The following is a 22,482-nucleotide window of genomic DNA, read 5'->3' on the forward strand; positions in this document are numbered from 1 at the left end:
TTAGGGATTTAACTGTTCAAATAATAACAAAGCGTTTTTACTGATGATCTGTTCGCCTTCATCAAATTTTTCTTGAACAAATGTATACTGCTCATTGGAAGAAATTGTCGTGATACGTTTTGTAGAAATAGCACAGTCATTTTTATAAATAACGACATATTCTTTATTGTTGTGAAAGACAATTGCGCCATTAGGAACAGCATAAGCTTGTGCACCGCCATTGGATTTATCAATAATGATATCGGCCGCTAAACCTGGCATCAATTGTAGATTTTGATTCTCCAGTACCACACGAGCTTTTAATACATGCTCATTGTCATCAAACACATGATATATTTTATCAATTTTTCCAGCATAAAAAATATCGGGCTGTGCGATGGTTTTTACCTTTACCGCATCACCTTCTTTGATGTATTTTAAATTGTTGGCATAAATATTAACCATCACCCAAACTTGCTTCAGATTAGAAATCGAAAAAAGCGGATCCTGGTCTGTTGAAATACTTTGTCCAACACTTACCGCTTTTTGAATAATATAACCATTCTTAGGCGCTACAATTTCAAATGATCCCTGTCCTTTTGCGCGATACATTTTTAATATCTGCTGAACTTTATCCAATTCAATTTTTAAACTGGCTAATTCATGTTCGCTGGTCAGAACCTCCGATCCAGCTACCATACCGTCCTGCAACAGTTCTTTTTTGGTCTGCAACTGCTTAGTCGCCATTACAATTTGATTTTGTAAATTACGCTGTTCCTGAAAGAGTTCCTGAACATGTGTCGATTTAATCGTCGCCAATATTTGGCCAGCTTTAACATAATCTCCCAATTCAAATCCAACACTTTCAACTGTACCTTCCAATAAACTTCTAAAGGCAACTAGATCATTTTCATTATAATCAATTTTACCAGAAAGCGATAATTGTTCCGTAATGGGTAATAAAGCGATCGGGCTTATGGTCGTTGTTTTTTTCATCTGTTCACTGAGACAGAATTTGGTGGTATCGGCTATACCTTCGGTTGTATTTGAAGTGGCATCGGCACTGCATCCCGATAGCAATTTCATAAAAATGACCATCGGTAAATATATAAGTTTGGTTTTCATCGTCATCTTTCTAAAATTTTTGTCCGGTTAAATATTGTAATTGCGCATGTGCCATTTGATAAGCTAAAGTCATATCAACAATACCCGTTTCGGTTTCCTGATAAGCTTCTATAAAATCAATAAACTCCAATAAAGTGATCTGTTTCTTCTGTAAATGTTTTTGGTAGTTAGCAATCATAGCTTTGCGTTCTTCCGAAGCAATATTTTTTGATTTTAATAAGGTAACTTCATATAGCGCAACTTGATACTGTAAATCTTTGAACTGTCCTTTCAATTGACTCAGTAACACATTTTGTTGAGATTCAGCATGTTTTGCCATACTTTCGGCGGCTTTAATATTTCCCTTATTTCGGTTCCAAATAGGTAAGTCCATGCTAACTCCAGCACCTACAAAATCACGCATAATATTTCCACCACGATCATAACTTAATTGAAATGTTAGATTGGGCGTTCTTTCAGCTTTTTCGATCAAAAGCTGTTGCTTTGCCTTATCACGTTCGTTGATTTGTTTTTGATAACCAATATTTTGATCTAATAACTGATGCTCAATATCAAGGGGTATTTTTTGAGATAAATTTAACGGCACCTCAGATTGTTCAATTTGCAGATTTTCAATCGTTTCATTCTGAGTCAAAACTTTAATCTTTGTCAACCAATTATTTTTGTCGGCATAAAGTTCCACACGATCTTTTTCAAAATTGATAAGCGCAGCTTGAATACGGAGGTAATCAGATTTAGGAATATTATTGAGGTCGGATTGACGTTTATATTGATTTTCCAAATTCTGATAGAGATTTACAATGGAATCCACGAGCGACTCTTTTCGGGAGACAGCCATATAGCTCCAATATGCTTCATCTAACTCAAATTGTAATTCACGAAGTAATTCTTCATAATCAAGTAAAGCATCTTTCCTTTCTAAGGATTTAAGACTGATTCTTTTTTTACGTTTTCCGGCAGTTTCAATCAGCTGTTCTAATTCTACCGCGACTTGCTGTTGTTGCCCGTATTTTCCAAACAGATAAGGTAAAGTCTCTGAGGTACCATTTTTCCAAAGATTGACTTCACTAATACTTAGAGTAGGATTAGACCATAATTTTTCCTGTACGACCAATGCATCTGAAGCAGCTATCTGATACTTTTGAGCAATAAGTTGTCCATTGTTCTGCAGAAGCATATCCTTCAATGCCTGTAACGAATACGTCTGTGCCCGCGATTGACCAACTGTCAATAGAAAAACACCTATAAACCAATATATCTTCACTATTTATTATTTTTAGCAAAGCTAGGCTTAGAAGATTAACAAGAATTTCGAAGTAGATTAGAATTTGATTAGAAATACAACGAGACGATTGTCCCTTTTGTACTAGAACTGATATCCATACGAATGTGATGGAGTTTAAAAATAACATTCGCTAACGATAGACCAATCCCTTTACCCGTATAACCATGTGCATTTTCACCTCTATAAAAATTTTCGGTCACGCGAATAAGTTCCTCTGGCAGAATACCTATTCCTTGGTCGATGATTTCAACAAGCAATTTACCACTATGAGATTTGAGATGAACAACGATAGGTTGATTATTGGAATACTTGACAGCATTTAAAATTATATTTTGAACAGCAAGCTGTAACAGCTTATCATTCGCATCGATTTTTAATATATCGGTATCTGCAACCTGGATATCAACACTGATCTGGGCACCATGTACTAAGGTAAGTTGCTCAATAATTTCCCAAAGTACTTCATCAATACGTATGATCTTAGTCTCAAAATTAGTCTTTGCGCCCGATAGAATCATCATATGATCGATCGTATCACGGAGATCTTCGGTATAACGTTTCAGCTGTAAATTGACGAGCTCATGCTCTTCGACAGTTCTAGGCTTTTGTTTACTCACTTCCAATGTCCCTAAAATCGCGGCAAGGGGTGTTCGCAATTCATGAGAAACATAATCGATAAAATTTTTTTGAATGGAAAAGGTCTGACTTAGCTTTTCAACAAAGTGATTGTAGGTATCAACTAATTCCTGTACCTCTTGATAGGATTTATTTAATACAATGGGTTCATTGAAATTTTGATTGTCTTTTTTCTTAATCTGACTGATCATCTTGAGGATTGGATCATAAGCAATATTTCCAAGAAACTGCGAGAAAATCAGGATCAAAATCAATCCGATTAATGAAACAGCCAGCAAGATATGTAGCAATAGTTTCATCTGATCTTGAAATTCGACTGTTGATGCCCGAGTTACAATAACAAAATCACCTTCATTATCATGATAAAAAAGTCCATTATAAAAAAAAGCATCTGTTTTAAGTTGTGCTTCATCCTGTTTACGTACCAAATCGAAAAAATCTGAAGAAACTGGAGCATCGTCCTCCATCAGTCCATCATAGCGTCTATTAAGGGAGTCCACAACCAGTATATTGCGTTTAGAAATATTCTTCTGAAGTTGATTTTTAATCGATTCATGTTCGATAAATGATACCTCGTCTTTCTCCAGATAAAATAGAGCAGATAAGAGGGTCTTACTCTCCAGATTCCGAAATTCCTGGCTTTCCATCTTAGTATAAAAAGACACATAGATGATCGTCGAGGCAATCAAAATAATCACTCCAAATATGAAAGCTGCATATATAGAAAGTCGGTTCTTTAAATTCATTGTTCTAACTTAAATAGATACCCTACTCCTTTTACAGTAAAAATATATTTTTGATTTTTTTCTACCTTATTACGGACATAGGAAATATATACATCAACAACATTGGTCTGATTGTCAAAGTTAATTCCCCATACTGCATTGAGGATCTGAATTCGGCTAACCGCTTTATTCTGATTTTCCACCAAGTACATCAAGAGTTTAAATTCTCGAGGTGATAATTCCACCTCCTGTCCCCCATCAAACACCTTATATTGATCTTTGTCGATCATGAGTGAACCGATCTGTATACATTGGCTTTTTTTAACGTCAAAGCCAATCTGACTCCGACGGGTCAGTGCTTTAATCCGAGATAATAATTCATCAAAGTGAAATGGCTTGGTCAAGTAATCATCAGCCCCAATATCTAAAGAATCGACCTTATCTTGTACCGTGTTTAATGCACTCAACATTAAGACAGGTGCGTGACAGTCTTTATAGCGCAAAGTACTAACTAATTGCCTACCGTCCATTCCCGGAAGCATAATATCAATAATCAAGAGATCCCATGCTATATTGAGGTAATTACCAATGACTTCTTCTGCAGACCGACATAACGTAACCAAATAGCCGTTTTCTTCTAATCCTTTAATTAGAAAATCACTGATCCGTTTATCATCCTCCACAACTAATATCTGCATAGTAATTTACTTTAATTCACAAATTTAAAGAAAGGTTAGAGGAAATTAAACAGAAATATGAATATCTAATGAAATTCTAATCTAAAGAAGTAGCGGTGCAAATAGATTTCTGATGCTAACAAGCAACCATCAGAAATCTATTTCATTATTTCAAGGGGCTTGTATCAATTTCCCAATTATCTGTTCTAAATGGCGCCATTGGAAGATTATTTTTAGTAAAAATATTTCCGATTCCAGTGTTACTAAACTGATAGCGTACCGCTACAGGAGCCTTCACTTGTTTACTGGAGACAATGAGTTGATTTCCTTTTATTTTTAAAGTTGCAGGATAGAATACTTTATCCGCTCCAGCAATAAAAATCTCCTTTGGTTGATCTCCTTTTAAAACTAATCCTGATGTAGCATAATCAAAGTCGAGGATAGCTTCTTTATCTTTTATTGTTAATGATTTAAACATCGGGCTTTTGTGCGCATCTTTCTTAAGACCATAGGTTTCTACTAAAGCGAGGTTTGCCAATCTTAGACCTACATCTTTTTTATTTGTAGGGTGAATATTCAACGTATCTGTGACTAAATCTGAAATTACCACCATTCCTGTGTTTTTTGTAGTAAGGTTTTTAGCCTGCGCTTCTCTCAATAAAGCTCCGACACCATGTCTTTCATAACGAAATGGTGCAATCTGTACATAATAAAATGGAAATTCTTTATTCCATGCCTTACGCCATGATCCAACCATCGTATTGATCAATTCCGTATAAGTAGATGCTGTCTCTTTATTACTTTCACCCTGATACCAGATGGTACCTGCTATTTTATAATTGAAAAGTGGAGCAATCATCGCATTGTAAGCATATCCTGGCAATACAGGCCACCATGCTGTAGGTTTATTGTTAGTTGCCGCTTCTTTCAGAACCGTATTATTATCCACCAACTCTTCGGGAGTCCACACTTCAGCAGGTGTACCGCCCCAATTACTACCGATCAATCCAATTGGAACATCTAAATCTTCGTTGAGATGTTTACCAAAATAATATCCAACCGCACTAAAATTCTTAATGGTGTTGCTATCACATATAGACCAATTTCCTTCATTATTGTCCTGTGGTGTATTTGAAGTTGTTTTTGGGATATTAAAGAGTCTAATGTTGCGTTTATTAAGTTCTGAAAACTCATCTTTTATACTTGTGATACCTTGGTTATACGACCATTCCATATTAGATTGACCGCTACATACCCACACTTCTCCGATCAATATATTGTCAAGGACTATTTTGTTGCCACCTTGAAGTGTAATGTTGTAGGGTCCGCCAGCCTGTGGCGTCTGGATATCGATCTGCCATCTTGCATTACCGTCCGTTACACTTTCAATAAGTTTATTATCCCACGAAGTAATGATTTTAATCTTTTCACCCGGCTCTGCCCATCCCCATAACTTAGTGGTTGATTTTTGCTGCAACACCATATTACTTCCTAAAATATTAGGAAGCCGAATTTTTGCATAGGATGTCGCTGTGAACAAAAAAAGGATACCGGCTAGCAAGTATTTTTTCATTTTTTAGTATTTAGGTTTCGTTTCTTCTATTCTCATTCGTCTAATCAAAACGTTCATGATAATAAAAAGATAGCTCTCTATCGGAGCAATTGATTATCAAAGTAAATATAAATGATTTAAGTCAGATAATTAATATAAAAAGAAGGTCCAATTCTAAAACATACTATCCACCAAGTAAGTCGCTCAGCATGTTTAAACTATTTATAAAGTGACAAATACCTTATTAGGGTACCCTTTTGATAAAAAATAAAGACTTGTGTGAAACAACAGGAGTAGGTTTTATAAAAGAAAAGGATCTGAAGAATTAACTTCAGATCCTTTTTCGGTACCCGGAGCCGGGATCGAACCGGCACGGTTTCCCACTAGTGTTTGAGACTAGCGCGTCTACCAATTCCGCCATCCGGGCGGTCCGTTCAAACAAGTATTTCGTTGTTTGGAGTGATGCAAAGGTAGATATTCTTTTGATATATGCAAAATAAAAATGCACCTAAACAAGAAAATAACTGATTATGAACGACTTTATTTTTTTCATTTAAAAAATAAAGATCACAAATATCGACAGGTTTATAATCTCTATCGGATATTGGTTCTCAATCAAGCCAAATGATAATAGGAAGCTTGAACTACCTTATGGAGCAATGCTATAAACTCGCAATTTTCATCTCTGGATGCTTCTGTCCATTATGACAGGTTTTACATGAAATAGCTTTGATCTCCCCCTCTTTACTTCCTTTATGGAAGTATTTTTTATTAATCTTGGCAGTCATTTTCATCATATCACGCGCTATACTTTTATGGTTATTCTCATCACTTGCAAAATCCATTTTTTTAGGATCGTCTTTAGAAGGAGCATGACAAAACCCACATTTCACACCCAAAGAAGCATTGAAATCATGCATTACCTCTTTCAATTGCTCCGGAGTTGTATTTTTAGGGAGTACTTTTAGATTGCTAAACTTTTCTTCCTTTGGTTTTTCCTGACTGGGAATAAAAGCACTTAAAGTCATCGCAGTTGCAAGCACTGCAGTAACTAAGGATATTTTCCTGTATTTAAAATAAAACTTCTTCATTTTTCTTCTTCTTCTTTTAATAACTAAATGTAAAAAAAGAACAACGAATAACCTATGATAAAATGAAATTAATATGACAATCCAGTAGATTGTTACACTATTGACTTTTGCACCGTAACCAGCTACGGTGCAAAAAGAAAGCGCTCGATAAAATATCGAGCGCTTTCATGATGTACCAACTTTAAGGCATACCTAGTTTACCTATTCTTAGCTAATGAATAACAGTTCGCGAAGTTTTGGTAATGGCCATTTTTGATCATCAACAATTTTCTCCAATTTATTGACATGGTAACGAATCTCATCAAAATAAGGTTTAACAACCTCATCGTAAGCGATTGATTTTTCGCGCATATCTTCAATTTGATTTGCTTTTTTACGTTCTTTACGCATAGCTTCTGTTTTCTCAAGAACAGTATTAACATGTAATGAAATACGTTCTAAGAAATTAAACTGAGAACTATATGCTTCTTTTCCAAATCCTAGATCTTTCAAGCCTTGGACATTCTTGATCAATTCATTTTGATAGATCAAACATGCAGGAGCAATCTGATTATTTACGATATCTTCAATAACACGTGCCTCAATTTGAAGTTTTTTGTAGAAGTTCTCCAACAAAATTTCATGACGGGCTTCACTTTCACGTTTTGTATAGATGCCTAATCTCTCAAATAATTCGATAGACTCCTCTTTTACATAAACATCTAAAGCTTTAGGCGTAGATTTGATATTAGACAAGCCTCTAGCTTCTGCTTCCTTCTCCCACTCATCGCTGTAGCCATTACCTTCAAAACGGATTGATTTAGAATCTTTGATATATTTACGAACAACATTCAATAAAGCTAAATCTTTCTTGATGCCTTTTTTAATTTGTTTATCAACTTCAATCTTAAATTCAATCAATTGATTAGCAACAATAACATTTAATACAGTCATTGGTAAAGCAGAGTTTGCAGAAGAACCTACAGCTCTAAATTCAAACTTATTACCTGTAAAAGCAAATGGAGAAGTACGGTTACGATCAGTATTATCCAATCTCAGTTCAGGAACTTTCGGAATACCGTGCCATAAGTTTGCTTCAGATTTTACTTTTTTAGCAACACGTGCCGATTCAACTTCTTCTAAAAGATCATCTAACTGAGATCCTAAGAAGATTGAAATAATAGCAGGAGGAGCCTCATTTGCACCTAAACGGTGATCGTTACTTGCACTGGCAATCGATGCGCGTAATAAATCCGCATGCTCATAAACAGCCTTAATGGTATTAACAAAGAATGTCAAAAACATTAGGTTATTTTTAGGAGTCTTACCAGGAGACAATAAATTAACCCCTGTATTGGTAATTAATGACCAGTTATTATGTTTACCAGAACCGTTGACACCGCTGTAAGGTTTCTCATGTAATAATACTTTGAAATGGTGACGCATTGCCACTTGGTCCATTAAATTCTGTAACAATTGGTTATGATCAATTGCTAAGTTTATTTCCTCGTACATAGGCGCACACTCAAATTGAGAAGGAGCAACCTCGTTGTGACGAGTTTTTAATGGAATACCTAATTTCAAAGCTTCATTTTCCAAGTCGACCATGTACGCTAAAACACGTTCTGGAATCGCTCCGAAATAATGATCATCCAATTGTTGTCCTTTTGCGGACATATGACCGAATAAAGTACGTCCTGTCAATTGTAAATCTGGACGTGCATTATATAAAGAAAGATCAACTAAAAAATACTCTTGCTCAATACCCAAAGAAGCATTTACTTTAGTAATTTGTTTATCAAAGTATTGTGCCACTTCAGTAGAAGCTTTGTCTATAGCACTAACAGCTTTTAAAAGAGGAGCTTTATAATCTAATGCCTCGCCTGTATATGATACAAAAACTGTCGGAATACATAATGTTTTACCTGAACCTGTTTCATAAAGGAAAGCTGGAGATGAAGTATCCCAAGCTGTGTATCCACGTGCTTCGAATGTATTACGAATACCTCCATTTGGAAAACTTGATGCATCAGGCTCTTGCTGTACCAAAGCATCTGCTGTAAACTTCTCAATAGCTTCACCATTATCATCCGGCTCAAAGAAAGCATCGTGCTTTTCAGCAGTAGATCCTGTCAAAGGTTGGAACCAGTGCGTATAATGCGTAGCACCATTAGATAGTGACCAACTTTTCATCGCCTGCGAGATATGCTCCGCTAAATCACGAGAAATTGCACTTCCATCTTCGATTGCCTGTGCTAACTCCTTGTAAGAGTTTTTAGGAAGATAATCTTTCATCTTCGCAATTGAAAAAACATTCTTACCGTAAATATCGGTAGCTTTTTTAGTTTCTACTTTTAAAGAAGCATTTTTGCGAGATACAGCTGCTTCGACAGATTTAAATCTTAAGTTAGACATTATGTGATTGAGATTTTAAGTTTTTTATACCCTGTTTTTGATCTTTCCATCAAATTACTTTGTAAAAGTATGTTGTTTTCAATAAAAATTGAAATTTTTTTTATTTTTTTTACAAAAAAGCCTAAACAATTATAATTAAGTATAAAAAAAAGAGCTTATTTGTAACAAATAAGCTCTTTTTAAATTTATTCAACTGAAAAACCCCAATCGATTCCTTTTTCTTTTGCTGAAACTCCAGATTTCAACCATTTCGGAGCAGGCGCTCCTTTTAAATAGTGATCAAAAAACTGTTGCTCTCGTATTTGAATATCTTTTCTATTCTGTCTTAACAACAAATTATGTTCGTCACCATTGTAATTAAGCATCCAAACAGGTTTTTGTAAGCGTCTTAATGCCGTAAACATTTCGATGCCTTGGTACCATGGCACTGCTCCATCATTATCATTAGCCATGATCACTACCGGAGTTGTTACTTTATTCAGATGGAACAAAGGCGAATTAGCTAAATAAGCATCCTGTCCCTCCCATAGAGTCTTACCGATTCTACTTTGTGTATTTTCATACTGAAACTGTCTTGACATACCTGTCTGCCAACGAATACCTCCATAAGCTGAAGTCATATTAACAACCGGTGCCCCTGCCCACGCAGCCGCATACATATTGGTAGCTGTTATTAAATGCGCTACTTGGTAGCCTCCCCAGCTTTGTCCTTGGATACCCATTTTAGATGAATCTACCCAATTGTTCTGCGCCAGATGCTTCATTCCTGAATTAATATATTCTTCCGCAGATTTACCAGGCTCACCTGTGACATACGAAATATCCGGTGCAAAAACCAAATAACCATTGCTCACAAAATAAGGTATGTTCAAACGAGACGGTGTGGGTGCCGGTGCTTGGTAACTATATAGTCCATCTGATAACTTTTCATAGAAATAAGCAATAATTGGATATTTCTTATTCGGATCAAAATCTTCCGGTTTGTACAGAATACCTTCTGCAGCATGACCAGCAGGTGTAGTCCACTGTACCAATTCCGCGGTTCCCCAATTGTAATTCGCTTGCTGCAGATTCAACTCACTCAATTTTTCTTCCTTTTTAAACGTATTAATGTTTACATATAAATCAGGACTATTGACATAATCTTCTTTTGAATAAATCAGATATTTCTGATCTTCGGATGCTTGTAAATTTCTAAAAACCTTTGGTGCCATCAAGATCTCTTTCGGATCTTTGCGCTTACCTCTCAATTCATAAAAACCATTCTCTTTGGTCTTTTCATTAAAAGCAGTTAGCAAAACACGTTGACGCTCATCAAGTGTATTAGATTTCCACTTGCTATTTCGCGGATGTGTTAAGTTTTTATAGCGCAATACAGTACTGGATACTCTTCCATATCCATTTGTGGCTAAATATTTATCCGATCCATCTAAAGCGAAATACCAGATATCATATTTATCATAAACATATACTCCTTTATTGTCGGCTCCCCAAGCGGCCATACCATAGCCTTCTGGTTTTGCCGGCATATCATTATCCTCATCGACAAAGGATACAGGAAGACCATCATTTAATATCGACACTTTTTTGGAGGCAATTTGATACGAATACCAATTGCCACTATCCTGATTAAAATACAGCACATACTGACCATCTGGAGATAAAACAGCTTGTCCTGATAAATTTTCAACTACCAACTGACGAGCACCAGAAACGGTAGAGACGACATATACATCCTGTTTGCTCCGATAATCCCACTGCGTAGATACTCTACGCCCAAAATCAGTGGTTGCCAAAACATATTCTTGGTCGGCTTCAATAGTTGTACGTACTGGGTTAAATTTCTCATCAACTAGAGGAATCACACGATTATTCTGTTGCGGATAAAATACACTCAGATAGCTTTGAGCAAGATCTTTTTTAAGATTGACTAATTGCTGCGGCTGTAAGTAATCATCCTGCCAATGCCAAACGTCTACTTTCGCATGCTCAAAATCCACTAATGTCGTATCCTTAACTCTAGGTATAGGTGCCAATCCTAAAAATAATTTCTGTCCATTTTTACTAAATTTTAACTCTCCATCTCCACTTACAGCCCAATTTGCAGGTACTCCTGAAGTATTTTTCTGAACAGCAATGCGCGCTGAATCAAGCTGTGAAGTATAATAATAAAGATTAAACTCTTTTAATAAAGATTTTTCAGCAGTTTTATCTCCTAAATAGACCAATTGATTGCCAAGATCGTCAAAAGTGAAGTTTTTATACGTTCCGCGACCATTTGTAATCTTTTTTAATGTTTTATTGGTCAAATCATATAAATAAACACCTGCAATATTGGATGTAGAATCTTTAGCTTCAGTTTTTTTGGTAAAAACTAGCTTGTTTCCCGCTTTATTAAAGTCGTATTGATCTACCTGCTGAAAATTAACGGTATCACCTGTTACTAGATCATATACATGCAATGTGCTGATTTTAGTTGATTTTTTAGTCTTTGACGTCGCGGTGTCTGTAGGAGCTATCCCTTTATCATCCGTTAAGAATCCAAAGTAACCATTGGCTTCCTCAGCCAATTTATAGGATTTAACTTCTGCATACTTTAAAAGCTTTCCAGTTGCTACCGTAAAAATAGCAAGGGAGTCTTTCTGCATTTCTTCCGGTTTCTTTTTCTTAATTTTCGCTTGGCGTGTATCAGCAAACTTAGGCTTTATCAATGAAATGACATGCATTTCATTATTGGTCAAACGGGCATTATATCCCCTTGGTAATGCAAGTATGGATTTGTTTAAATTATCCTTGACATATAAGGCTCCATCTCCCTCCTGTGGCAGTACTTGAAATGTGATGTATTTTCCACTACCACTTATTTCACTTGCATTCAAACTTTGCCATCCATCATAAACCGTATGGTTAAGCGGTTGCTTTTGAGCAAATAAAACGGCTCCATGCATTGCTAACAACCCTATAAGAATGATTTTTTTATTCATTATTTATTACTTATATCAACAAATTGATTCAAAAACTGCAAATTATCTATTTAAATTCAAAAATAACAGTTTTTTTTGGTATCATGATTGCTACATAGTAAGTCGATAAAACGTTAAATAACCTGATTAGAATAATGATTATGAAATACAATCCAATTATAATTGCACTTATTGCAGGTATTGTTATTATTGCAAGTGCATGCCTTTTTAGCAATGCATACCGTTACAAATTCAAATCTTCACAAACGATTACCGTTAATGGAAATGCTAAAAAAGATTTTGAATCTGATTTAGTAAAATGGAATGCCAGCTACAGTCGTAAAAATTTCGATTTAAAAGGCGCATCAGATCAATTAGCTGAGGATCGTGAGCTGGTGCGCAATTTTTTGATCGCACAGGGTCTAAAAGCTGAAGAGATAAGATTTGAAGCTGTTAATATTAATAAAGAATTTGAATACCACACAGATGGTAAAGGCAGTAGCTATAATACGTTTTCTGGATATACCTTATCGCAAACTGTTGGAGTGGAATCAAAAGATCTTAACAAAGTCGATAATGCATCTCGCGAAATATCAACGTTAATCTCTCAAGGGCTTGAATTAAGTTCGAGTACACCCAACTACTATTATTCTAAGCTGGAAGATTTAAAATTAGAACTCATTTCTCAGGCTTCTAAAAATGCGCACCAACGTGCACAGAATATAGCGTCCGAATCTGCCTCCACTTTAGGTCAATTGGTAAAAGCTGATTTGGGCGTTTTTCAGATAACTGGTCAGAATGATAACGAAGAATTTTCTTATGGTGGTGCATTCAATACAACATCTCGAAAAAAGACTGCAAACATTACTGTAAAAGCGAGCTATTTACCATTATAAAGTATAAAATGATATTTTCAAAGCCATTTAGTCTTAAATCAAGAGAAAAATTCACAAGAAAAACGCTACACAATAAATTGTCTATCAAGAAAATAGCATGATTTAAAACGACTTTCAAAACTTTTCATGATAAAAAAAATCGTCAACGGATTAAACTTATCGTATACAGATCGCTCTAACCTGATAATAATACACATGTAAAAATAATATATATGAAAAAGTTAATGTTAAAAACAGGTATGATCGTTGCTACTTTATTAATTTCGATATCCGCTATGGCACAGACATTACTTAAACAAGACGTAAATGTATTTCCAGCACCAGAAAAAGGGATGGTAAAATATGTCATTGAAGTCCCTCATGCAGGAATCGATGGTGATAATAATAAAAAGATTGAGTTTTTTGCTGGCAAATATATGGAGACCGACGCGTGTAACAGTTACTTCTTAGCCGGTGATTTTGAGAAAAAAGATCTGCAGGGATGGGGATATAATTACTATGTTTTCAAAACAAATGGAAATGTAGCTTCGACTCAAATGCTTTGCCAGGGTGAAAAAAAGAACAGCTTTGTACAGGCTAAATCTGTTATAACCGATTACAATGGAAGAATGCCAATCGTTATTTACGCACCAGAGGGTTATGAAGTAAAATTCAAAATTTACAAAGCTGAGCCTGAAACTTACCAAGCCGCTGAGGTTCCTCTAAAAAAAGCGAAATAGTTAAACGCAATATAAAATAAAAAACGCTCTTCAATTAAATTTGAAGAGCGTTTTTGTTAATTAACAACTTTGACGTAAACGATTATTTTAAAAATTTACGCAAGGTAGAAAGTGTAAAGTCTGTTTTTGTTTCGTCTGAAAGTTTTCCAGATAATGCACCAATCTGGTAATCATTGAAACCAATTGTACTCGCTCCAATCGTTTCTAAATTCATATTTTTCAAATATCTACCCTCATTTTCACCTACAAAATACAACTGTGAATCTTTAGCTTTAATTTGAACGCTTTCATAATTATTCTTTGCAAAATTCACATTGGAACTATCTAAATCGAAATTCAAGTGATTTAAATTGAATGAAACTGGGGGGCTATCTTGCTCTCCGTTATTAATAGCAAATTGCGAATACTTCAGTATAAAATTCAATTTGTTGATTTGCGTTCCATTATTCATAACAAATCCTGAAAGTTTGTTTCCTACGATCGTTAATTCATCTTGTTTAGTGGAAAATTCATTGACCATCAAATTTGTTAAATCTATCTGCTCTAGATTGGGTGTAAAGATATAAATTGGCGTATTATAGTAATTGCCATAAAAATTGAACTTAATACTTAACTGTCCATTCTCATCCGATTTAATTGTTAACCGTTCAGCATCCTCTTTTGCTATTTTCACAGCATGCTTATCACTCTTGATCACATATAATCTGATAGGGATAATATAGTTTAAACTATCACTTCCAGTAATGCTGACCTTTTTAAAGTTATTACTTTTAACGGTTTTAAGATACGTGTCTTTCGTATTTGGATCTTTTCCCTCTTGGTTCAGTATTTTATTATACACGTTTATATCGATACTATTATGCCCCACGATATAGGAGGTCGTGACTGTAGGAATAATAAGTAGCGCTATCCCCAAGCCTATCAATAATTTAGTACTCAGTTTCATAATTCGTTATTTTTAAAATTTTGTTCGATAAAGTTGTGGTAACGCTGTTTCAATTCATCTAAGCTAATTTCTAGTAAATAAATATTTCTAAAAAATGGAAAAAGATCTTCTTCTAAAAATACCGCTTTTCGATATGCCTTCACATTACTTACAGAAGCATCCGTTACAAAAAAACCAACTCCTCGTCTGTTCACTACTATTTCCTTTTGCTGTAACAAGTCATAAGTCCGCATTACTGTATTTGGATTTACTTCCAATTGTACCGCCAACTCCCGTACCGAAGGAAGTTTATCATCCACTTTCCACGTCCCCAACAGAATATGATCACATACATAAGCTGCTATCTGAAGATAAATGGCTTTATTAGCATTAAAATCCATACTAAACCTCCTTTTCTTTTAATCTCAAGAATGCTAACCCCCAAAAAACTAACGTCAAAATAATTCCTATCGCCATAATGAGCTGAAATACATGGATTTCATTTTGAAAAGCATTTCCTCCAACTTGAATGGTATCTTTAGTAGTTAATTTCATCACATAAATAAACGAAATCATCCAGATCGCTATATATATAATCATGGTAATAGCAGTTTTAATATATTGAAAGTTTTTATAGGCAATAGAACCCAGTAAAAACAAAGCGTTCAATAAGAATGGTAGGAAATATAAATAATGTAAGTACTTCCATTTTTCCAATTTGAAGAAATAAAGCCAATGGTCTGTTATCACTGTTTCACCAGTAGAATAAGTTTTGGTTATTATCGAAGACCCTGTACTTCTTAAATAAGATACAAAGGCCAGATCAATTAAATAGAAAAGTAAAAAGTAAGCCCCTAAACTCACAATAACAGTATAAAAAATAGCTGCAAGAAATTTTTCTAAACGAGAAGCTGGCATCATTAATTCAAAGATGGCTTTAGTTTTTTGGCCTAGGTCAGAGAAATAACTGCTAGAGACAACAGTGATAAAGAATAAACCCAAAATGAAAAATAAAGGAACTCTAAAATTGAGCAAATATTCTCCAGTAGCATTTCCAAATTTTAGCTCTTCAAAATATCTAGAAAAATAGAAACTATAAAAAGCTATAAAAACTCCAGCAATAATAATTAGTGACATCAAATAAATGCGTCCGACAGAAATCCACTGCCGGCGAATCAATGCACACAAGCGATTAACATTAAATACGTTCGACATCTTCAGTAACATTTAAAAGGTTTGTAATCAATTCTTTTTTCTGTAAAACAGCATTAAACAACAGTTCCAGATCTAATTTCGAGTCTTCTCCCATCGCATTCAACTGTATGGTATTAAAACCACCTAATGCAGGTTCTGAATATAGCACATCATCGTTCAACTCAGGTACTTTTTTAAAGCTGATATGATCCGTAATACGATTAACATTAGCATTTAATACCACCCGATGTTCATCCAATAGAATAACCGCATCGATCAGGTTGTCGAGATCACGTACTTGATGTGTCGAGATAATAACACAGCGGTCGTCGGCAATAGCAGAGGCCATAATTTTACGAAACTGCACTTTAGAAGGAATATCTAGACCATTAGTAGGTTCATCCATAATCATGATTTTGGTATTGGAAGCCAAACCAAATGATATGATATATTTCTTCTTTTGCCCATAACTCATATCTGCAAGCTTCTGGTCGATCGGAATTTCAAACTCTCTGATCAGTTCTTGAAAATATGCATGATCAAACTTTGGATAAAAAACGGCATTCGCTTTTACAAAAGTTGCGGATTTCACTGCTGGTAAGTGAAATTCCTCAGGAATAAAACTAATTTCCTGAAGCAGAGCAGGTTCGCGTTTACAAGGATCATGCTGTAACACTTCAATCGTACCACTTACAGGATAGACCAAACCGGCCATATTCTTCAGTAACGTCGACTTGCCGGCACCATTTTTCCCCAAAAGACCATAAATATGCCCTTCCTGTAAATGAAGATCCATATTTTTAAATAATGGTCGCGATTTGCTGTAGCTGAAATTTAGGTTTTTAATAGTTATCATACTACTGTATTATTTAATTAATACACTAATATAGAAAGGAAAAATAAGAATGCAAATTATTTTGTACTTTTTATTAAAGAAATAAAAGAAAACGCAAACAATTTTAAATATAATATCAGAAATAAGAAGCCTACCCTTTTGATTTCTAACATTATATTGAAAAGATTAGCGATCGTTACAAGAAGTAATTATGCCGAACAAATTAGGTGCAAACAAAAGACCGTTTCTCTATATAAGAAAAACGGTCTTTTACCTTCGATGGAGAAGTTTGTGTTAAAGACAGAAACCTTTCATGTAAATGAGTACTGTCACTTAACAATATTCTCTAAACTCAGTTGTATAACCTTCTGCCCATATGTATGTATGATAATATATCTAACCTGATCGCTACTATACATTACATCTTTTAATAATCATTGCAGAAGCACCACCGCCACCATTGCAAATTGCTGCTAACCCATACTGTCCTCTCTCCTGCTCCAGCACACTTGTTAAGGTTACTAAAATTCTGGCACCCGAACACCCTAGAGGGTGACCTAAAGATACTGCTCCCCCATAAACATTCATCCTTTCCAATGAAATATCCAGCAAACGGGCATTTACTAATGCTACAACAGAAAAAGCTTCATTAAATTCAAAAAAGTCAATATCAGACAATTCTAGATCTGCTTTTGCTAATACTTTTTTCACGGCGAGACTAGGCGTCGTTGTAAACCATTCCGGTTCCTGTTCCGCATCAGCATATGCAATGATTTCAGCTAAAGGCTGTAAACCCAATGCTTCCATTTTCTCACCGGACATGAGTAATAATGCCGCAGCTCCATCACTTAAAGTAGAAGCATTTGCTGCAGTAATCGTTCCGTCTTTTTGAAAAGCTGGTTTCAAAGTATAAATTTTCTCAAAATTGACCTGCGTAAATTCTTCATCTTGCTTGACAACAACTTCTCCTTTTCGGGTAGAAACTATTATCGGAGCCACTTCTTTATCAAACTTTCCCTCTTTCCAGGCATCAAGGCTTCTGGTATAGGACGATACCGCATAGGCATCCTGCTCTTCTCGGTTAATACCATATTTAATGGCACACAGCTCCCCAAAAACACCCATTGCGTCTTGCGAATAAGCGTCACTCAGTCCATCTTTCTGTACTCCGTCTACTAAACTTTGATGACCGTATTTCGCTCCCCAACGTACTGTAGGTGCATAATAAGGTACGCGACTCATACTTTCCATACCGCCAACAAGTACCACATGAGCATCACCCAATAAAATAGCCTGTGCCCCTAATGCTACCGCCTTCATTCCACTTGCACAAACCTTATTAATAGTAGTCGCAGGAATATCATCGGGTAAACCTGCATATTTTAAAACCTGGCGAGCGGGAGCTTGTCCCAAATCAGCTTGTAGGACACAGCCCATTAATAATTCATCCACTTCTTTGCCATCAACAGCAACTTGTCTCAAAACTGCTTTAACAGCTTGAGCACCCAATTCTGTCGCGCTCAAAGTGGATAATCCTCCTCCAAAGCTTCCTATTGCGGTACGTTGCGCCGCGACAATAAATACTTTCTTAGTCATCGTTTATTATTTTGGTTATCTATGCTACTACCTTGTTTTATCTAGAAGTCTGATCCGGTTCCCCCGAACTGCGAATCCCAATTGACCTACGAAGAAAACAAACAGTAGAGCGTTATCATAAAGTTGTATTTAAAGGTACAAAAAATAGTAAAGAGTAAATCAATCGCTTAAACAGAAATCTTTAATAAGCTTATAAATGAGCCTAAAACACTTAAAACAAGCGAACAGTCTCCCATAAAAATAAGTTACCATAAAAATTAACGTTCAAATAAATGGAAACGTCATCTTTTTAATTTAAATTAGCTTCAACATATTTGGATCACCAAATCCAAAAGAGAAAATATAACCAATAAAACTTGATAGCATATGCAAGCAACACAATTGACAGTTGAGCACCACGTATTTCGCGAAAGTTTAAAAGCATTTATCCGTAAAGAGATCCTGCCTTATATTGACCAATGGGAAGAAGAAGGTAAAATAGATCGTGCCATTTGGAAAAAAATGGGTGACATGGGCTTTACAGGACTCAACTATCCTGAAGTTTATGGGGGGCTCAACCTTGATTTTTATTATTCCATGATTCTGTGTGAAGAACTCTCCCAATGCTTTTCAGGCGGATTCACGATAACAGCATTAGTCATTCAATATATGTCAGCCCCATACTTGCTCAAGTATGCATCTGAAGAATTAAAAGAAAAATATTTAAAAGGTGTTATTGCTGGAGATTTAGTCAGTGCAGTAGCTATTACAGAACCAGGTGCTGGATCTGATGTACAAAAAATCCAAACAACTGCTATCCGGGAAGGTGATTATTACATTGTTAACGGTTCGAAAACCTTTATCACCAATGGTTACTATGGCGATTTTTTTATTACTGCTGTTAAAACCGATCCGACCAAAGGAAGTAAGGGCATCAGCCTGCTCTTGATCGACCGTCATGCTTCAGGAATTACAGCAACCAAAATCAACAAAATGGGCTGGCATGCTTCCGATACAGCAGAATTAGGTTTTGATCAGGTAAAAGTACCCATCTCGCATTTAATAGGTGAAGAAGGTGCCGGTTTTAGTTACCTAATGGACGGACTGCAGCTGGAACGCCTCACCGCAGCAATCCATAGCATTGCGACAGCAGATTCTGCATTACAGTATACCCTAGAATATATCAACAAACGTGAAGTATTTAAGCACAAACTGCAAGATTTCCAAGTAGTGAGACATCGCGTTGCCCAAATGGTTGCAGATATCGCTACAACAAAAGCATTTATATATGCTTGTTGCGATTTGCAACAACTTGGAAAATATGCAGTTAAAGAATGTTCGATTGCGAAATTACAGGCGAGTGAGCTTGCGGTCCGTATTGTAAGCCAATGTTTTCAACTTTTTGGGGGTTATGCCTTTACAGAAGATTTCAAAATAGCTCGTCTCTACCGTGATATAAGAGTCGGTACCATTATCGGGGGAACATCTGAAATCATGTTAGAAATTATTGCTAAAATGACAATTGATAAAGTCAATTATCAATCCAAGTCCGATAAATCAATTTCTTCAAATTAATTAAACTCTATACTGCAATTCCCCATAAGGGAATATAACACCTAAAAAAAATGGATAAAATTAATCCTATATATTTTACTTATTTCTTAAGTGAAAGAGATGAACAGGGAGTCGTATTGATTAGCCCCTTAATTTCTACAGAAACTATCCATGGAAATGACTTAGAGCGATTAGAAGAATTTGTGACCATCATCCATGATCAGATTAATCTCAATGAAGTAAAAGGAATAATATTCAAAAATCCACTTATAGGCCAAGCTATTAACTATGATATTTTACTTCAACAAGCATTAGATGAAAATTCATTTAAGCTACGTTTGAAATCACTCCTGTCAAATTTTAATGATCTTAACCAACAAAAGAAACCCATCGTCGGTCTAATGGACAGCGACTGTATGAGTTTACAACTTTCTACACAACTATGGGCACACTGCCGGATTGCCCTTGAGCAGATAAAAATAGGATTTCCAGAAGTCAACTATGGATTATTTCCAGGGTTTGGTGCCACGATACAAATAACAGAGATACTTGATGCACAAGATGCTCTTCCATTGGTGCTACAGGCTAAAATAATCACAGCACAAAAAGCTAAAGAAATAGGTTTAATCGATCTCATTTCTTCAAATATAGATCATGCAATCTTTCTTGCCAAAACATGGATCTTAGAACATGTGCATGAACAGGCTCAGAAACAAACTCCACCATGGGATGAAGCACAATGGGATAATCTTACCGTACCCATCAAAAAACGTAACTTAGGAATTAAGCCAAACATATACAACTGTATGGCAGTTATTTATCAAAAACACAATCTTTCAAAACAAGAAGCACTCCGTATTGAAATAGCGTATTTTATCCAGACCCTGCGCGATCCTATTACCTGCAGTATCATCCGGACCCAGTACTTCGGTATAAATGAAGCTACAAAAGCTACAGTTCCATTAGTCCATACCTCTTTCGAGTTACAAAGGATGGCAATATTAGGCGCTGGAATGATGGGATCTGGAATTGCATTCGAAGCTGCCCGATCAGGAATTGATATTATCTTGAAAGATGTGACTTTACAACAAGCAGAGCAAGGAAAAAAATATGCAGAAAAAGTATCAGCAAAATGGGTGGAACTGGGAAAAATGAATGAAGAAAAAAGACAGGCTCTCCTCTCCCGAATCTCCCCTACAGATCAGACAAAAGATTTTGGAGAAGTTGATCTCATTATCGAAGCTGTGTTTGAAGACAAAAATCTTAAGGCGGCTGTCAGTACTGAAACACTTCATTTCCTAAATAATAATGGTTTTTTTGCTTCCAATACCACATCATTACCCATCAGTGAATTGGCTTTAGTAAGTCCGAAACCAGAAAACTTTATTGGAATGCATTTTTTTTCACCTGTAGATCGAATGGCTTTAGTAGAAATCATACGCGGGAAACAGACAAGTGAACAAACCCTGTCTAAGGCTCTACAAGTAGTCCGTCAACTGGGAAAGATTCCAATTGTTGTACATGATGGCCCTGCATTCTTTACTTCCCGTATTTTTTTCAACTACCTACTGGAAGCAGTGACGATGCTGTTGGAAGGTATTCCTGCATCTCTCATTGATGAACAGGCAATAAATGCTGGGTTTGCTGTTGGTCCTTTGGCAGTTCTTGATGAAATTTCGCTATCGCTTATGCTGCATGTATACGACCAGCTACCCCATCTACATCCAAGCCAGAGGCGATGTTACGATTACTTAAAAAAACTTGTGGATAGTGGACGAAATGGACGAAAATCCAATAGAGGTTTTTATGACTATGAAATTGCATCTGGAAAAAAAACAATTTGGCAAGATTCGAATTTACCGACCTTAACTACATCGCCCGAAACCATCAACATTCAGGATCGATTATTACATGTTATGGCACTTGATAGTTACCGTTGCTTAATAGAAGGTATACTCGACAGGCCGATCGATGGCGACATCGGTGCCACCTTAGGGATTGGCTATCCCATTCATACTGGCGGTGTATTTGGTCATATAGACCAAGTTGGACTCCAAAATTTTGTAAGAGATTGTCAGCGTTTTGCACAATTAGGTGAACAATGGATTATTCCAACCTCGTTACATCAGCTCGCCGAAGAAAATTACAGCTTTTATTTAGGCCTTCAATCCAACTGGCCTATCCAAAAACAAAATTTATAAATTCAAAAAAGGTTTTCATAAAGGTTTTAAAAAAACCTTTATGAAAACCTTCACTAACTAACTAACTAACTAACTAACTAACTAACTAACTAACTAACTAACTAACTAACTAACTAACTAACTAACTAACTAACTAACTAACTAACTAACTAACTA

The 22,482-nt window shown here is 35.7% G+C and carries 17 protein-coding genes and 1 tRNA gene; 4 read left to right on the forward strand and 14 right to left on the reverse strand.

Annotated elements, in window-relative coordinates:
- From ACFS6I_RS15695 to ACFS6I_RS15735, 9 genes are all read right to left on the reverse strand, one after another.
- Complete coding sequence (locus ACFS6I_RS15695; protein WP_165902437.1) at nucleotides 1-1,104, reverse strand: efflux RND transporter periplasmic adaptor subunit; 1,104 nt, start codon at nucleotides 1,102-1,104, stop codon at nucleotides 1-3.
- A 10-nt stretch (nucleotides 1,105-1,114) separates the two neighbouring features.
- Complete coding sequence (locus ACFS6I_RS15700; protein ID WP_380922005.1) at nucleotides 1,115-2,368, reverse strand: TolC family protein; 1,254 nt, start codon at nucleotides 2,366-2,368, stop codon at nucleotides 1,115-1,117.
- Between the two features lie 68 nt (nucleotides 2,369-2,436).
- The gene (locus tag ACFS6I_RS15705) at nucleotides 2,437-3,771 is read right to left on the reverse strand and encodes a sensor histidine kinase (RefSeq protein WP_183915421.1); all 1,335 of its coding nucleotides are present in this window, start codon (nucleotides 3,769-3,771) and stop codon (nucleotides 2,437-2,439) included.
- Complete coding sequence (locus ACFS6I_RS15710) at nucleotides 3,768-4,448, reverse strand: response regulator transcription factor (RefSeq protein WP_380922007.1); 681 nt, start codon at nucleotides 4,446-4,448, stop codon at nucleotides 3,768-3,770. The genes ACFS6I_RS15705 and ACFS6I_RS15710 overlap by 4 nt, the downstream gene beginning before the upstream one ends.
- Nucleotides 4,449-4,593: 145 nt before the next feature.
- A complete protein-coding gene (locus ACFS6I_RS15715; RefSeq protein ID WP_380922009.1) occupies nucleotides 4,594-6,000 on the reverse strand; it encodes a sialate O-acetylesterase in 1,407 nt (468 codons plus the stop codon).
- Nucleotides 6,001-6,326: 326 nt separating this feature from the next.
- A tRNA-Leu gene (locus ACFS6I_RS15720) sits at nucleotides 6,327-6,406 on the reverse strand.
- Between the two features lie 235 nt (nucleotides 6,407-6,641).
- Complete coding sequence (locus ACFS6I_RS15725; protein ID WP_380922011.1) at nucleotides 6,642-7,070, reverse strand: c-type cytochrome; 429 nt, start codon at nucleotides 7,068-7,070, stop codon at nucleotides 6,642-6,644.
- A 207-nt stretch (nucleotides 7,071-7,277) separates the two neighbouring features.
- Nucleotides 7,278-9,464, reverse strand: coding sequence for a glutamine synthetase III family protein (locus tag ACFS6I_RS15730; protein WP_380922013.1), 2,187 nt, complete (start codon nucleotides 9,462-9,464; stop codon nucleotides 7,278-7,280).
- Nucleotides 9,465-9,649: 185 nt separating this feature from the next.
- Entirely contained in the window at nucleotides 9,650-12,448 is a 2,799-nt protein-coding gene (locus ACFS6I_RS15735) for a S9 family peptidase (protein ID WP_380922015.1), read from the reverse strand.
- A gap of 140 nt (nucleotides 12,449-12,588) precedes the next feature.
- Between ACFS6I_RS15735 and ACFS6I_RS15740 the strand changes: the two genes are divergently transcribed.
- Both ACFS6I_RS15740 and ACFS6I_RS15745 read left to right on the forward strand, forming a co-directional pair.
- Nucleotides 12,589-13,323: an SIMPL domain-containing protein gene (locus ACFS6I_RS15740; protein WP_031289417.1), complete on the forward strand. Its 735-nt coding sequence runs from the start codon at nucleotides 12,589-12,591 to the stop codon at nucleotides 13,321-13,323.
- Between the two features lie 212 nt (nucleotides 13,324-13,535).
- Nucleotides 13,536-14,042, forward strand: coding sequence for an ecotin family protein (locus tag ACFS6I_RS15745; RefSeq protein ID WP_021191992.1), 507 nt, complete (start codon nucleotides 13,536-13,538; stop codon nucleotides 14,040-14,042).
- A gap of 82 nt (nucleotides 14,043-14,124) precedes the next feature.
- Here ACFS6I_RS15745 and ACFS6I_RS15750 read toward each other — a convergent pair whose 3' ends face one another.
- The 5 genes from ACFS6I_RS15750 to ACFS6I_RS15770 all read right to left on the reverse strand — a co-directional run bounded on the left by ACFS6I_RS15750 (nucleotide 14,125) and on the right by ACFS6I_RS15770 (nucleotide 18,592).
- Nucleotides 14,125-14,988, reverse strand: a complete 864-nt coding sequence (locus tag ACFS6I_RS15750; RefSeq protein ID WP_380922018.1) for a hypothetical protein — start codon at nucleotides 14,986-14,988, stop codon at nucleotides 14,125-14,127.
- Nucleotides 14,985-15,368 carry a GntR family transcriptional regulator gene (locus ACFS6I_RS15755; protein ID WP_132771869.1) on the reverse strand — a complete coding sequence of 128 codons (384 nt, stop codon included), beginning with the start codon at nucleotides 15,366-15,368 and terminating at the stop codon, nucleotides 14,985-14,987. Before ACFS6I_RS15755 ends, ACFS6I_RS15750 begins: the two co-directional genes overlap by 4 nt.
- Before the next feature lies 1 nt (nucleotide 15,369).
- On the reverse strand, nucleotides 15,370-16,182 hold the full coding sequence (locus ACFS6I_RS15760) for a hypothetical protein (protein ID WP_380922020.1): 813 nt from the start codon (nucleotides 16,180-16,182) through the stop codon (nucleotides 15,370-15,372).
- Nucleotides 16,166-17,017, reverse strand: a complete 852-nt coding sequence (locus ACFS6I_RS15765; RefSeq protein ID WP_380922022.1) for an ABC transporter ATP-binding protein — start codon at nucleotides 17,015-17,017, stop codon at nucleotides 16,166-16,168. The genes ACFS6I_RS15760 and ACFS6I_RS15765 overlap by 17 nt, the downstream gene beginning before the upstream one ends.
- Nucleotides 17,018-17,407: 390 nt before the next feature.
- Complete coding sequence (locus ACFS6I_RS15770; protein ID WP_380922024.1) at nucleotides 17,408-18,592, reverse strand: thiolase family protein; 1,185 nt, start codon at nucleotides 18,590-18,592, stop codon at nucleotides 17,408-17,410.
- A gap of 366 nt (nucleotides 18,593-18,958) precedes the next feature.
- Here ACFS6I_RS15770 and ACFS6I_RS15775 point away from each other — a divergent pair, with 366 nt between their 5' ends.
- Both ACFS6I_RS15775 and ACFS6I_RS15780 read left to right on the forward strand, forming a co-directional pair.
- The gene (locus tag ACFS6I_RS15775) at nucleotides 18,959-20,146 is read left to right on the forward strand and encodes an acyl-CoA dehydrogenase family protein (RefSeq protein WP_380922026.1); all 1,188 of its coding nucleotides are present in this window, start codon (nucleotides 18,959-18,961) and stop codon (nucleotides 20,144-20,146) included.
- A 50-nt stretch (nucleotides 20,147-20,196) separates the two neighbouring features.
- Nucleotides 20,197-22,326 carry a 3-hydroxyacyl-CoA dehydrogenase NAD-binding domain-containing protein gene (locus tag ACFS6I_RS15780; protein WP_380922028.1) on the forward strand — a complete coding sequence of 710 codons (2,130 nt, stop codon included), beginning with the start codon at nucleotides 20,197-20,199 and terminating at the stop codon, nucleotides 22,324-22,326.
- The last annotated feature ends 156 nt before the right edge of the window (nucleotides 22,327-22,482 follow it).

The sequence above is a fragment of the Sphingobacterium anhuiense genome (genome assembly GCF_042686355.1).
Taxonomy (GTDB): domain Bacteria; phylum Bacteroidota; class Bacteroidia; order Sphingobacteriales; family Sphingobacteriaceae; genus Sphingobacterium; species Sphingobacterium anhuiense.